Below are 13,007 nucleotides of genomic sequence, written 5' to 3'. Positions count from 1 at the left end.
GAGCATAGTTAATGAGAATAAAGTCTAGTTCCAAGTTATTGTTGTGCCTGTTAACAGCAATTATCCATCTGAAAGCCTACGCGACAGAGCCGTTCGTCATCTCTGACATCCGCGTAGAAGGCTTGCAACGTACCGAAGCCGGTACGGTGTTTAATTACCTGCCTATGCAGGTAGGCGATGTCATGAGCGACGAAAAGGCCGCACAGGCGATTAAATCCCTGTATTCCACTGGTTTTTTCAAGGATGTACGTATTGAAAATGACGGTGATGTACTGGTGGTTACCGTGCAGGAACGTCCTTCCATTTCACAGATCGATTTCAGCGGTAACAAATCTTTCCCGACTGACAAGATGAAAGAAGGCCTGAAACAGATCGGCATTGCCGAAGGCCAGATTTTTGATAAAGCACAGCTAGACCGCGCCGAACAGGAAATCAAACGCCAATATCTGTCGCAAGGTAAATACAGCGCCGAAGTGAAAGCGGTTTCCAGCCCGCTGGAACGCAACCGTGTTTCTATCCGGTTTGAGATCACAGAAGGCCCGGCTGCCAAAATCCGCGATATCAACATCGTCGGTAACCACTTGTTCACCACTGAAGATTTACGTGCTAACTTTTTGCTGACCACGCCAAACTGGATGAGCTGGTGGAACAAAGATGATCAGTATTCCAAACAAAAACTGACGGCTGACTTAGAAGCACTGCGTTCGTTTTATATGAACCAGGGTTACCTGGAGTTCTCTATCGACTCAACGCAGGTGTCGATTTCTCCAGACAAACGTGATGTCTACATCAACGTCAATATCACTGAAGGCGAAAAATACAACATCAGCAAAACCAAACTGGCTGGTGAGATGTTGTTGCCTGAGGAAGACTTAAGGAAGCTGATCAATATTCAGGATGGCGATGTGTTTAACCGTCAAAAAGTGACGGATGCCAGCAAAAACATCAATGACAAGCTGGGCGAAGAAGGCTATGCGTTTGCCAACGTAAACGCGGTGCCTGAGATCAACAAGCTTGAGCATACGGTTGCCTTTACCTTCTTTGTCGATCCCGGTAAAAAAGTCTATGTGCGCCGCATCAATGTACAAGGCAATACCAGGACGCGTGACGCAGTGGTGCGCCGCGAGATGCGTCAACTGGAATCTGCCTGGTATGCCGGTGATAAGATCAAACGTTCCAAAGAGCGTATCCAGCGCCTGAACTTCTTTGACAGTGTTGAACTGGAAACGCCATCCGTCCCAGGCATTAACGATCAGGTGGATATGACGGTGACGGTGGCTGAAAAAGCTACTGGTAGCGTACAGTTTGGTGCTGGTTTATCCAGTAGTGATGGTGTGGTATTGGGCTTTAACGTTAACCAGCCTAACTTCCTGGGTACGGGTAACCGCGTGGCCTTGCAAGTCAACACCAGCAGTTACAACACCGTGTATTCATTGTCTTACACTGACCCCTATTACACGCCGGATGGCATCAGCCGTGGTTTTGATGTGTACCGCCGTGATGTGGATACCAGCAGAAGGAACTCCTCAACGCTGAACGTCGGTACTTACAATAGCCAGTCATATGGTGTGGGTATGCGTTTTGGCATGCCTATGTCTGAAATGGATTTCCTCAGTGCCGGTGTGACGCTGGATATGACCAGTGTTGATCTTTCCGCTGACAGCCCGATTCAGTACTTGAGATTCTGCGAAAACAGCAGCGGTTGTAGCAGTAACTCTATTGTGTTGAACGCGGGCTGGACGTTCGACTCCAGAGATAACATCCTTTTCCCACGTCGCGGTGTGTTGCAACGTTTATCTGGTGATGTGGCATTACCAGGCCTTGATTTGCAGTATTACAAAATGAGTTACCAGCACAGCTGGTTTAAAGACCTGGGCAAAGACTTTACCTTGATGCTGAATGGTGAAGCGGGTTATGCCAAGAGCTATGGTGGTAAAAACTATCCGTTCTTCAAGAACTTCTACGCCGGTGGTGTAAACAGTGTGCGTGGTTTCCTGAACTCTTCATTAGGTCCGCGTGATGTTAACCCGATTTCGGGCTCTGATTTTGCGATTGGTGGTACAAAGCGTATGGTGGGTAATATCGAATTATTCATGCCAGTGCCTTTTGTGTCGCAGTCTAATCAATTCAGGTTAAGCGCATTTGTTGATGGCGGTGGTGTTTTCGGTGAGAACGATCCCATCAGTTCTGAATATCTGAGATTCTCAACCGGTGTCGGTGTGACCTGGGTTTCCCCATTTGGTCCGCTGAAGCTGGTACTGGCCAAGCCGCTCAAAGAAAAAGAGAACGACGATACGCAAACATTACAGTTCCAGTTTGGACAGCAGTTTTAATGACGGACTGGCTTGAATCAGCAATAATGCCCGGGCGGAAAGGAATGGCTGCATGAGAAATATTTTGGTGTTGTGGCTAAGCCTGCTGCTATGGAGCGGCCACGTCTGGTCCGCTGACTTCAAAGTGGGCTATGTGCAGGTGGACAAGCTGCTGCAAGAAGCGCCTCAAACGGTAGAAACAGGCAAGAAGCTGGAGAAAGAGTTCAGCCCGCGCTCGCTGGATCTGGAAAAGCTGCAAAAGCAGATTCGTGACATCGAAGCGCAGCTGGATCATGAACGTACCAACGTCAATGAGTCAGAGCGCCGTGTCAAGGAGCGCCAGCTGAACAATATGCGCCTGGAGTTCCAGAGCAAGCAACGTGAATTACGCGAAGATATCAACCTGCGCAAGAATGAAGAACTGGCAGTGCTGCAGGAGCGTATCAATAAAGCCGTGCAAACCGTGGCCGAAAGCGAAGGTTACGACCTGGTCGCTTATAGCGGCATTGCATACGCCAGCAAACGTATCGATATCACAGATAAAGTACTCAAGCTGCTGGGCAAGAAATAAGCTTGCGATATAAAGCAAGAAAGCATTTTTAAGGTCAAATCAGTCCATGGCGCAACTTTTTTCATTGCAAGACATTGCGGCGTCATTGGGTGGCGAAGTCAATGTCGGGCTTTCTGCCGCGACTCCCCGGGAAATAACAATCTCACGCATGTCCTCGCTGGCACATGCGCAAGCTGGCGCCATCAGTTTTTTCAATGACACCAAATACACTCAGTCGCTGCAAAATACACTCGCCACGGCGGTTATCCTGCGCCCTGAGCACCAGCATCTGACAACATTGCCATGCATACTGACTGATAATCCTTACGCTTATTTTGCCAAGCTGTCTGCGCTGTTGAATCCGCCCAAGCAATATACGCAGCATGTGCATGCCAGCGCTGTGATCGGCTATGAAACCAAGCTGCCAACTGATCTCACCATAGATGCCATGGTCAGCATCGGCGACCGTGTGACCTTGGGTAAAGGCGTGCGCATTGGTGCAGGCTGCGTGATCGAGGATGATGTCACCATTGGTGCCCATACCATATTAGAACCACGAGTAGTGATTAAGCATGGCACCGTCATTGGCCATGATTGCCACTTTTTTTCCGGGGCAGTGATCGGAAATGATGGTTTTGGCTATGCTGAAGAACAAGGCCAATGGGTTAAAATACCGCAAATAGGGCGGGTGGTTATAGGCAACCATGTTGATATCGGTGCCAATACCACCATAGACCGTGGCGCTTTGGACGATACTGTCATTGAAGATGGTGTGAAGTTGGACAATTTGATACAGGTCGCCCATAATGTCCGCATTGGCGCGCATACAGTGATTGCAGGCTGTACGGGCATTGCTGGCAGCGCTGTGATTGGGCAGCATTGCAAGATTGGCGGCGCTGCGATGATACTGGGTCACCTGCACATCGTGGATGGCGTGACGATATCGCCTGGTTCCATGATCATGCGGTCCATACAGCAACCGGGTACCTATACTGCACTCATGCCTTTCCAGAAACATGAAGACTGGCTAAGGACGGCTGCAAATATCCGGCATTTGGAACAAAACAACCTCAAGCTCAAGCAGCTTGAGCAAGCAATAAGCAGTATAAAAAAACATACAGAAGATTGAGAGAATTTATGGCTGAGAATGCAATGAATAGCATGGATATTCATGAGATTTTAGAACACCTGCCGCATCGTTACCCGTTTGTATTAGTGGATCGTGTACTGTCGATGGAGTTGGGTAAAGAAATCGTGGCGGTGAAAAATGTCTCAGTGAATGAGCCATACTTTCCAGGCCATTTCCCATATCATCCGGTCATGCCAGGTGTATTGATTGTTGAAGCCATGGCCCAGGCGGCAGCTATCCTGTCGTTCAAAACCATGAATATCAAGCCGACCAATGACTCTGTGTATTATTTTGCCGGGATCGATAATGTCCGTTTCAAGAAACCAGTGTCTCCCGGAGACCAGATCATCCTGAACGTGAGGATAGACCGTATCCTCAAAGGCATCTGGAAATACAATGCAGTCGCCAAAGTGGCTGACGAAGTGGTGGCTGAAGCCAACATGATGTGTATTCTCAAAGCGATTGAAAAATAACCTCTTATCTCCATTTTGCTGGCGGTATGCAGCACACACATAAAGATGCAAAGCCTGATCCATCCTACTGCCATCATTGACCCCAAAGCTGAACTGGATAGTTCGGTCGAAGTGGGTCCCTTCACGACTATTGGCGCCGGTGTGCGTATTGATGCCGGCACTAAAGTCGGCTCACATGTGGTGATCGAAGGCCCGACCACCATCGGTAAACACAACGAGATTTTTCAATTTTCGTCGCTGGGTGCAAAACCGCAGGACAAGAAATTCAAAGACGAACCGACTCTGCTGGAAATCGGCGACCACAATACCATCCGCGAGTTTTGTACATTTAACCGCGGCACCATCCAGGATAAAGGCACGACCAAAATCGGCGACCATAACTGGATCATGGCTTATGTGCACATCGCGCATGATTGTATCGTCGGCAACCACACCATCATGGCCAATAATTCGTCCCTGGCTGGCCACGTGACGATCTACGATTACGCCATTCTCGGTGGCTTTACCCTCGTACACCAGTTCTGCCAGATCGGTGAGCACATCATTACGGCAGTTGGCTCTGTGGTATTCAAGGATATCCCGCCTTATGTGACGGCTGCGGGTTACGATGCTCAACCGCATGGCATCAATGCCGAAGGCCTGAAACGCCGTGGTTACAGTGCAGAAGCCATCCAGCAGATCAAGCGCGCCTATAAAGTGTTGTATCGTCAGGGTCTCTCATTTGAAGAAGCCAAAGTGGCCTTGGCAGCGATGGAACAGTCTTGCCCTGAGATTGGCCTGATGACCCGTTTTCTCGCGCAAACCACGCGCGGCATTGTGCGTTAATCCAAAACTATGGCGAAGATTGCAATGGTGGCGGGCGAAGCCTCCGGTGACTTGCTGGGTTATCACCTGATCCAGGAGTTAAAGTCGCTACATCCCGATATCGAGATATTCGGTATCGCAGGGCCCAAAATGATGAGTCTTGGGGCAAAGTCGCTTTACCCGATAGAACGTCTTTCCGTGCGCGGTTATCTTGAAGTACTCAGGCATCTGTGGGGACTGCTTAAGTTACGCAAAGAATTACTCAAGCAGATACTCAAACAAAAACCTGATGTATTCATTGGCATTGATGCGCCTGATTTCAATTTCTGGCTAGAGAAAAAACTCAAAGCCAAAGGCATCGCCACCATCCATTATGTCAGCCCGTCCATCTGGGCCTGGCGTAAAAACCGCATTCATAGTATCAAGCGTGCGGTGTCGCATATCCTGGCGTTGTTCCCGTTTGAACCTGCACTGTACCAGCAGGTAGGCGTGCCTGTGACCTATATTGGTCATCCATTGGCAGATGCATTGCCTATGGAGCCGGACGTGCCGCAGATGCGTGAAAAACTTAAATTGAAGAAGAATAGTGTGGTGATTGCGCTGCTGCCAGGCAGCCGGCAGTCAGAAGTGATTTTCCATGCTGAACTGATGCTGGAAAGCGCGATTTCTTTTGAACGCCTGATGCGTGAGAATGGTAAAAGCGTACAGTTCCTGGTACCACTGGTGACGCGTGAAACGCGTGATATCTTCCAGAATGCCTGGCACCAGTTGCTGACACAAAAGCCAGACGTGCAGATTGATATGCAGATCATGTTTGGTCATGCGCACGAAGCCATGATCGCCGCCGATGCTATTGTCGTTGCTTCAGGCACCGCTACGCTGGAGGCTGCATTGCTCAAAAAGCCCATGGTCATCACGTATAAGATGTCGAATATGAGCTGGCAGTTGCTGAAACGCATGCGGCTGCAACCGTATGTGGGCTTGCCCAATGTGCTGGCTGGCGAGTTTATTGTGCCGGAGTTATTGCAAAAAGACGCTAACCCCGAGCAGATCGCCCAGACCTTGTATAACTTGCTGGCCGATAAAACCGGTTTAGCCGAGTTGCGCGAGAAATACCGTACTATCCACACCCAGCTCAAACAGAACAGCGCGCAAAAAGCCGCTGCCGTCATCAAACAGTTCCTGCCTGCCGCATGACGATCAAGCTATGCGGCATTGATGAAGCGGGCAGGGGACCATTAGCAGGTGCAGTGTATGCGGCGGCTGTAATTCTTGACCCTGAACAACCTATCGCAGGGCTGGCGGATTCCAAAAAGCTTTCTGAACCCAGGCGCGATGCCCTGGCGATTGAAATCAAGGCGCATGCACTGGCCTGGGGAATCGCCAGCGTCAGCGCGCAGGAGATTGATGAGATCAATATCCTGCAAGCCAGCATGCTGGCGATGCAGCGTGCTTATCTGGCCATGGTCACGGATTTCGGGATACATGCCACCCTGATCCAGGTCGATGGCAATCGTAGCCCGAAGTTTGATCTGCCCTGTGAGGCGATCATCAAAGGCGATAGCAAGATCGCCGAGATTTCAGCAGCGTCTATTCTCGCCAAAACTGCCAGAGATGCCTCGTTGCTGGTACTGGATGCGCTGTATCCACAGTATGGCTTTGCGCAGCACAAAGGTTACCCGACCGCCTTGCATCTTGCGCGTCTTGCCGAGCACGGGGTGACGACTGAGCATAGACTCAGTTACGGGCCTGTCAAAAGATTGTTGGCTTGATGAAAGACATCGAATAAAAAAACCGCTCAATCGAGCGGTTTTTTGATATTGCATGACCTGAATGCTTATTCAATCAGTAATTCTGTTTTGCCGGGTTTGCCGTTCATATCCTCAGCTTCAGGCAATGGGTCTTTTCTGGCCGTGATCGCAGGCCATACTTGCGAAAGACGCGCATTCAGCTCGATAAAGTGCTGCTGGTCAGCCGGGACATCATCTTCTGAGAAAATGGCTTCAGCCGGGCATTCTGCGACACACAGGGTGCAATCAATGCATTCATCCGGGTTGATGGCGAGAAAGTTTGGACCCTCAACAAAGCAGTCGACCGGGCAGACATCTACGCAGTCGGTATATTTGCACTGAATACAATTTTCGGTTACTACATATGTCATATTTTCAAATCCTTTGTGGCTTGGTTTCCAGCCAAAATATTAGGGTCAGCCAAAACGCTATTTTATTGCAAATTAGTCTAATTGACGATGTGGCGCTTTGTGTTTGATCAAACAATCATGCCAGCGCCAACGGTATTGTTACTGCTTTCGTCAATGACGATAAAGGCGCCGGTCGCACGATTTTTATCGTAGCTATCCACCATCAACGGCTGTGCCAGTTTAAAGCTGACACGGGCGATATCATTCATTTTCAGGTCTGCAGTGGCCTGTTGCTCGAGGGTATTCACATCCACTTTATATTGAATGCTACCGATCTTGGCTTTTGATTCGCGGCTGGTATGGCGTACGATGTAAGTGCGCGCCGTAGAAAGTGGTGTTTCTGACAGCCAGCATACGTGTGCTTCTATCTGTTTCACCGGCTCTATCACTTCAGCCGTTTTTACGATCATATCGCCGCGTGAAGTATCAATCTCGTCTTCTAGCAGCAGGGTGACGCTTTGTTCTGTTTGTGCGCTTTGTAATTGCTGATTGCCCAGCTGGATGGCTTTGACTTTAGACTGGTAGCCATTCGGCAACACGGTCACGGCATCACCCACGGCGATATCGCCAGACTCTACACGGCCCATAAAGCCCCTGAAATCATGCAGTTCAGGGTTGGCTGAGTCATGCGGACGGCAGACGAACTGCACCGGGAAACGGAAAGCTTCTGCCTGTTCGCTATGCGCAGCAGGCACGGCTTCCAGAGTTTCCAGCAAGGTTTCACCCTGATACCAGTTCATATTATCCAGGCGGTCTACCAGCATATCGCCATTCAAGGCAGACATAGGCAGAAACTTGATGTCGCGCGCTTGCGCCAGGCCGATTTCGCTGGCAAAGGCAATGTAATCTGCTTTGATTTTTTCATAAATGGCCTGGTCATAATTCACCAGATCCATTTTGTTCACGGCAACCACGATGTGCGGAATTCCGACCAGATGCGCCAGGTAGCTATGACGGCGGGTCTGTGTCAGCACGCCTCTGCGCGCATCGATCAGGATGATCGCCAGATTGGCCGTTGAAGCGGCAGTCACCATGTTGCGGGTATATTGCTCGTGACCAGGCGCATCGGCGATGATGTATTTACGCGTGCCGGTGCTGAAGTAACGATAAGCCACGTCAATAGTAATGCCTTGTTCGCGCTCAGCCTGCAAGCCATCGGTCAGCAATGACAGGTCTACGGCTTCCATGCCGCGTTTGCTGGAGGTGCGCTCAATATTGCTCAGCGTATCGGCCAGAATGGTTTTGGTGTCGTACAGCAAGCGGCCGATTAAAGTGCTTTTGCCATCATCCACGCTGCCGCAAGTCATAAAGCGCAGCAAAGAATCATTGTGTTGTGTTGTCATAGTGTTCACTTAATTAAAATGCTTTAGAAATTCTTGGGTAGCTTGCAGAGCAAGGCGCCCGGAGCGCAAAAACCGGAATGTACATTTTGTACATGAGGATTTTGAGCACCGCGCAATGCCGCTATGGATGCTATCCATGGATTTGCCTGCATTTTTAGAAATAACCTTCTTTTTTACGCTGCTCCATCGAAGCCTCGGAAGTCTGATCATCCAGACGGGTCGCGCCGCGCTCGGTAATGGTCGTCGTCGCAGTTTCCAGTACGATCTTGCTGACATCATCAGCATCGGAGATCACTGGCGCGGTACAAGTGATATCACCCACCGTGCGGAAACGCACCTGCATATTGATCACTTCTTCGCTGGCTTTAGGCTGATTGATCAGGCCGCCATTCGACAGGGGCACATTCACCGGGAAAATCGAACCATGACGCATGACGATATCGCGTTGATGCGCGAAGTAAATGCTCGGTAACTCCAGTTTTTCGCGCTCGATATATTGCCAGACATCCATTTCAGTCCAGTTGGAAATCGGAAAAGCACGGATGTTTTCACCTTTGTGCACGCGGGCGTTGTACAGGTTCCACAATTCCGGGCGCTGGTTTTTCGGGTCCCACTGGCCGAATTCGTCACGGAAACTCATGATGCGCTCTTTGGCGCGCGCTTTTTCTTCATCACGACGGGCACCGCCTATGCAGCAATCAAAGCCGAATTCTTCGATGGCTTCGAGCAAGGTCACAGACTGGTGTTTGTTGCGCGGTTCATCTGCTGATTTCAACACCACCGTGCCGCGTTTCATGGAATCTTCCACCGAACGCACAATCAGGCGCTCACCCAGCTCAGCCGCGCGCTGGTCGCGGAAGTTCACTACTTCGAGGTAGTTGTGGCCGGTATCAATATGCAATAGCGGGAAAGGGAAGCGGCCAGGGCGGAACGCTTTTTCTGCCAGGCGCAAAATGCATAATGAGTCTTTACCACCCGAGAACAGCAACACCGGGTTGGCGCATTGACCAGCGACTTCGCGCAAAATATGAATGGCTTCGGCTTCCAGCCAGTCGAGGTGAGACAAAGGTTGTTTTGTAGTCATTTCAATCTTCTATCAATCAGCTACAGATGCCAGGTAAGTGTGCATCTGTCGTTACTTTTTAACATGCAGTCCGCATTCTTTGTTGGTCGGGTCTTCCCACCACCAGCGGCCGGCACGAATGTCTTCGCCCATGGCCACTGCCCGGGTGCATGGCGCGCAGCCTATGCTGGGGTAAAACTGGTCGTGCAGGGCGTTGTAGGGTACGTTGTGTAAACGGATATACGCCCAGATCTCTTTTTCTGTCCAATCACTGAGGGGATTGAATTTTTCCAGCTGGTTGCCTGCGTCGTATTCGCGCGTAGGCAGGTTGCTGCGTGTGGTGGCCTGTTCGGCACGCATGCCGGTCACCCAGGCTTGCTTGCCAGTAAGCGCACGCTGTAAGGGCTCGACTTTGCGCATGCCGCAGCAGGCCTTGCGCAGATCGATGCTCTCATAAAAGGCATTGATGCCTTTGCCGCGCACATAGCTTTCAACTGCTTCGTGTCTGGGGAAAAACACCACTGGTTTGATGGCGTACGTATGCTCTACATCACCCATCAAGGTATAGGTTTCAGCAGGCAGGCGGCCGGTGTCCAGCGAAAATATCTCGATAGCCAGGTTTTCTTTAGCGATCAGATCGGTGAGCACCATATCTTCAGCGCCATAGCTGTTGGCAAAGGTGATGGCTGGAAACTCGGTGGCAGCCGCTTGCAGTAATGCCAGGGCCTGCGCGCGCTTGGCTTGCACACTGGCAACCAGTGCGTCAGTAAGTTCAGGGCTGGTGGCCGGGTTTTTGGCTGCCGGCTTGAGCATGCTGACAGCACCACTCATGTACGGTTTACTCTCCGCCACACCGGTACATCATCAACTGCACCCTGATAAGGCTGGCTGAAATCATTGAGGCTGGCCACGGCTTCTTGCGCCGAACGGTCTGCCCGGACCAGGAAGCTGTTAAAGCCTGAGCGTTTATGGAAGAACAATTGGTCACGCAAGACATCACCAACTGCACGCAACTCGTTTTTGTAACCAAAGCGAGTACGCAGCCAGTTGCCCAATGTGAAAATACGGCCATCAGCAAAGCGCTCAACAAACACGGCGATCAGCGGCAGGGTGTTGATATCAGGAAACTCTGCCTGCAAAGCTTCGGCGGTTTCATGCGTTGCCAGCACAATGCCAACGTTACCGGCGTCAAAGCGCGCTTGCAACTCAGCTTTGCGTGCCTGCCAAATCGTCAGCGGCAGCAGTATTTTGCCAGTGGCCGGTATCTGCGTGTCAGCAATCTGCTCAGGCGTGAAGGTGGCTTCGCCTGTCAGTTTAAACAGCACAACCTTGCCAGCCTGCTTACGTACGGATTCCTCACCCGGCGCTGGCGGTATCACGCGTGTCCATTCGTCCTGCACGATTTCGGCAATGCCGTCGGCATTCAAGCGGATCAAATTGCTCATGCCGTGGCTCCTTTTTTCTGGTCTGCATATACATGCGCTTTGAACGGCGCGATGCCTAAACGACGCGCAGTATCGATAAAGCGTTCATCTTCATGACGTTCACGGATATACACTTCTATCAGTTTCTGCACCACGCCAGGCATTTCGTCGGCGGAGAAAGAGGGGCCGATCACGCTGCCTATGCTGGCATCGTTACCTTGTTTACCACCAATGGTGACCTGATACCATTCGGAACCGTCTTTATCTACACCGAGTACGCCGATATGACCAACGTGGTGGTGGCCGCAGGCGTTCATGCAACCTGAGATATTCAGTTCGATATCGCCGATCTCGTACAGGTAATCAAGATCATCAAATTGCAGTTGAATCGCTTCTGCAATCGGGATGGATTTGGCGTTAGCCAGGCTGCAGAAATCACCACCAGGGCAGCAGATAATGTCGGTTAGCAACCCGATATTCGGTGTTGCCAGGCCAGCTGCACGTGCTTTTTCCCAAACGGCAAACAGGTCTGACAGTTTGACATCCGCCAGGATCAGGTTTTGCTCATGTGAAGAGCGCAGTTCGCCAAAGCTGTAAGCGTCAGCGAGATCGGCCACCACATGCATTTGTTCACTGGTGATATCACCAGGCGCTTTGCCATGCGGTTTGAGTGACAAGGTGACGGCGCGATAGCCAGATACACGGTGCGGTTGCACATTGCGTTTCACCCAGGCCGCAAATGACGGGTTGCAGGCAACTGCCGCATCGAATGAGGCATCGTGCGCGGGCAATGTTTCATAGGGCATAGGCTCGAAATGTTTAGCTACACGATCAAGCTCGGATTGGGTGATGGTCAGTGGGCCATCTTTCAAATGCGTCCATTCTTCTTCCACCTGACGTTTGAATTCTTCAATACCCAGTGCTTTTGCCAGGATTTTGATACGCGCTTTATAGGCGTTATCACGGCGACCATGCACGTTATACACGCGGATGACGGCTTCGCAGTAGGACAGGATGTGGCGCCATTCCAGGTGCTCACGGATCACCATGCCAAGGATAGGCGTACGGCCCAGGCCGCCGCCGACCCAGACTTTGATCGCCATCTCGTCGTTGCTGTCTTTGTAGAACTCGAGGCCGATATCGTGCGCTTGCACAATGGCACGGTCTTGCGTAGTACCAGATACTGCGATCTTGAATTTACGAGGTAACAGGGCGAATTCCGGGTGGAATGTGCTCCATTGGCGCATGATTTCTGCAATCGCGCGCGGATCAATGATCTCATCCGGCGCAATGCCTGCAAACTGGTCGGTGGTGATATTGCGGATGCAATTGCCAGAAGTCTGGATGGCGTGCATCTCCACCGTGGCAAGGTCAGCCAGGATATCCGGCGTATCTTCCAGTTTCGGCCAGTTTAGTTGCAAGTTCTGGCGCGTGCTGAAATGGCCGTAACCACGGTCATACTTTTTCGTGATATCTGCCAGTTTGCGCAGCTGTTTGCTGGAAAGCAGGCCGTAAGGAATCGCGATACGCAACATAGGCGCATGGCGCTGGATATACAGGCCATTCTGCAAACGTAGCGGGCGATATTCTTCATCAGACAGCTCGCCAGCAATGTAGCGGCGGGTCTGGTCGCGGTATTGCGCGACACGTTCATTAACAATTTGTTGGTCTATAGGGTCGTATTTGTACATGCTTGAATCACTTTTTCG

General features: G+C 50.9%; 13 protein-coding genes. 7 read left to right on the top strand and 6 right to left on the bottom strand.

What is annotated here, in order from left to right:
* The first annotated feature begins 11 nt into the window (after positions 1 to 11).
* Genes bamA through rnhB form a run of 7 tightly spaced genes read left to right on the top strand, consistent with a single transcriptional unit; the run spans position 12 to position 7,040 of the window.
* Positions 12 to 2,333 carry an outer membrane protein assembly factor BamA gene (gene bamA, locus ACTS9Y_RS15495; RefSeq protein ID WP_442586797.1) on the top strand — a complete coding sequence of 774 codons (2,322 nt, stop codon included), beginning with the start codon at positions 12 to 14 and terminating at the stop codon, positions 2,331 to 2,333.
* A 52-nt stretch (positions 2,334 to 2,385) separates the two neighbouring features.
* Positions 2,386 to 2,883 carry an OmpH family outer membrane protein gene (locus ACTS9Y_RS15490; RefSeq protein WP_442586796.1) on the top strand — a complete coding sequence of 166 codons (498 nt, stop codon included), beginning with the start codon at positions 2,386 to 2,388 and terminating at the stop codon, positions 2,881 to 2,883.
* 46 nt (positions 2,884 to 2,929) lie between these two features.
* Entirely contained in the window at positions 2,930 to 3,991 is a 1,062-nt protein-coding gene (gene lpxD, locus ACTS9Y_RS15485) for a UDP-3-O-(3-hydroxymyristoyl)glucosamine N-acyltransferase (RefSeq protein WP_442586795.1), read from the top strand.
* An 8-nt stretch (positions 3,992 to 3,999) separates the two neighbouring features.
* Complete coding sequence (gene fabZ / locus ACTS9Y_RS15480; RefSeq protein WP_442586794.1) at positions 4,000 to 4,464, top strand: 3-hydroxyacyl-ACP dehydratase FabZ; 465 nt, start codon at positions 4,000 to 4,002, stop codon at positions 4,462 to 4,464.
* Between the two features lie 45 nt (positions 4,465 to 4,509).
* Positions 4,510 to 5,289 carry an acyl-ACP--UDP-N-acetylglucosamine O-acyltransferase gene (gene lpxA / locus ACTS9Y_RS15475; protein ID WP_379056263.1) on the top strand — a complete coding sequence of 260 codons (780 nt, stop codon included), beginning with the start codon at positions 4,510 to 4,512 and terminating at the stop codon, positions 5,287 to 5,289.
* 9 nt (positions 5,290 to 5,298) lie between these two features.
* Complete coding sequence (gene lpxB, locus ACTS9Y_RS15470; RefSeq protein WP_442586793.1) at positions 5,299 to 6,465, top strand: lipid-A-disaccharide synthase; 1,167 nt, start codon at positions 5,299 to 5,301, stop codon at positions 6,463 to 6,465.
* Positions 6,462 to 7,040: a ribonuclease HII gene (gene rnhB / locus ACTS9Y_RS15465; RefSeq protein ID WP_442586792.1), complete on the top strand. Its 579-nt coding sequence runs from the start codon at positions 6,462 to 6,464 to the stop codon at positions 7,038 to 7,040. Before lpxB ends, rnhB begins: the two co-directional genes overlap by 4 nt.
* A gap of 65 nt (positions 7,041 to 7,105) precedes the next feature.
* Here rnhB and fdxA read toward each other — a convergent pair whose 3' ends face one another.
* The 6 genes from fdxA to ACTS9Y_RS15435 form a co-directional block, all read right to left on the bottom strand.
* Entirely contained in the window at positions 7,106 to 7,429 is a 324-nt protein-coding gene (gene fdxA / locus ACTS9Y_RS15460) for a ferredoxin FdxA (protein WP_442586791.1), read from the bottom strand.
* A gap of 107 nt (positions 7,430 to 7,536) precedes the next feature.
* On the bottom strand, positions 7,537 to 8,811 hold the full coding sequence (cysN, locus tag ACTS9Y_RS15455) for a sulfate adenylyltransferase subunit CysN (protein ID WP_442586790.1): 1,275 nt from the start codon (positions 8,809 to 8,811) through the stop codon (positions 7,537 to 7,539).
* Between the two features lie 154 nt (positions 8,812 to 8,965).
* Entirely contained in the window at positions 8,966 to 9,895 is a 930-nt protein-coding gene (cysD, locus tag ACTS9Y_RS15450; RefSeq protein WP_442586789.1) for a sulfate adenylyltransferase subunit CysD, read from the bottom strand.
* 51 nt (positions 9,896 to 9,946) lie between these two features.
* Complete coding sequence (locus tag ACTS9Y_RS15445) at positions 9,947 to 10,705, bottom strand: phosphoadenylyl-sulfate reductase (RefSeq protein ID WP_442586788.1); 759 nt, start codon at positions 10,703 to 10,705, stop codon at positions 9,947 to 9,949.
* Entirely contained in the window at positions 10,702 to 11,319 is a 618-nt protein-coding gene (locus ACTS9Y_RS15440) for a DUF934 domain-containing protein (protein ID WP_442586787.1), read from the bottom strand. The genes ACTS9Y_RS15445 and ACTS9Y_RS15440 overlap by 4 nt, the downstream gene beginning before the upstream one ends.
* On the bottom strand, positions 11,316 to 12,989 hold the full coding sequence (locus ACTS9Y_RS15435) for a nitrite/sulfite reductase (protein ID WP_442586786.1): 1,674 nt from the start codon (positions 12,987 to 12,989) through the stop codon (positions 11,316 to 11,318). The genes ACTS9Y_RS15440 and ACTS9Y_RS15435 overlap by 4 nt, the downstream gene beginning before the upstream one ends.
* Positions 12,990 to 13,007 lie beyond the last annotated feature (18 nt).

Source organism: Methylophilus sp. (genome assembly GCF_052173275.1).
In the GTDB taxonomy this organism is placed as follows: domain Bacteria; phylum Pseudomonadota; class Gammaproteobacteria; order Burkholderiales; family Methylophilaceae; genus Methylophilus.
This window is presented reverse-complemented; position numbering and strand designations above follow the sequence as displayed.

Bases quoted from the DNA above. Each gene is read 5' to 3' on its own strand.
- bamA (WP_442586797.1), top strand. From the start codon at position 12: ATGAGAATAAAGTCTAGTTCCAAGTTATTGTTGTGCCTGTTAACAGCA.
- ACTS9Y_RS15490 (WP_442586796.1), top strand. From the start codon at position 2,386: ATGAGAAATATTTTGGTGTTGTGGCTAAGCCTGCTGCTATGGAGCGGC.
- lpxD (WP_442586795.1), top strand. From the start codon at position 2,930: ATGGCGCAACTTTTTTCATTGCAAGACATTGCGGCGTCATTGGGTGGC.
- fabZ (WP_442586794.1), top strand. From the start codon at position 4,000: ATGGCTGAGAATGCAATGAATAGCATGGATATTCATGAGATTTTAGAA.
- lpxA (WP_379056263.1), top strand. From the start codon at position 4,510: ATGCAAAGCCTGATCCATCCTACTGCCATCATTGACCCCAAAGCTGAA.
- lpxB (WP_442586793.1), top strand. From the start codon at position 5,299: ATGGCGAAGATTGCAATGGTGGCGGGCGAAGCCTCCGGTGACTTGCTG.
- rnhB (WP_442586792.1), top strand. From the start codon at position 6,462: ATGACGATCAAGCTATGCGGCATTGATGAAGCGGGCAGGGGACCATTA.
- fdxA (WP_442586791.1), bottom strand. From the start codon at position 7,429: ATGACATATGTAGTAACCGAAAATTGTATTCAGTGCAAATATACCGAC.
- cysN (WP_442586790.1), bottom strand. From the start codon at position 8,811: ATGACAACACAACACAATGATTCTTTGCTGCGCTTTATGACTTGCGGC.
- cysD (WP_442586789.1), bottom strand. From the start codon at position 9,895: ATGACTACAAAACAACCTTTGTCTCACCTCGACTGGCTGGAAGCCGAA.
- ACTS9Y_RS15445 (WP_442586788.1), bottom strand. From the start codon at position 10,705: ATGAGTGGTGCTGTCAGCATGCTCAAGCCGGCAGCCAAAAACCCGGCC.
- ACTS9Y_RS15440 (WP_442586787.1), bottom strand. From the start codon at position 11,319: ATGAGCAATTTGATCCGCTTGAATGCCGACGGCATTGCCGAAATCGTG.
- ACTS9Y_RS15435 (WP_442586786.1), bottom strand. From the start codon at position 12,989: ATGTACAAATACGACCCTATAGACCAACAAATTGTTAATGAACGTGTC.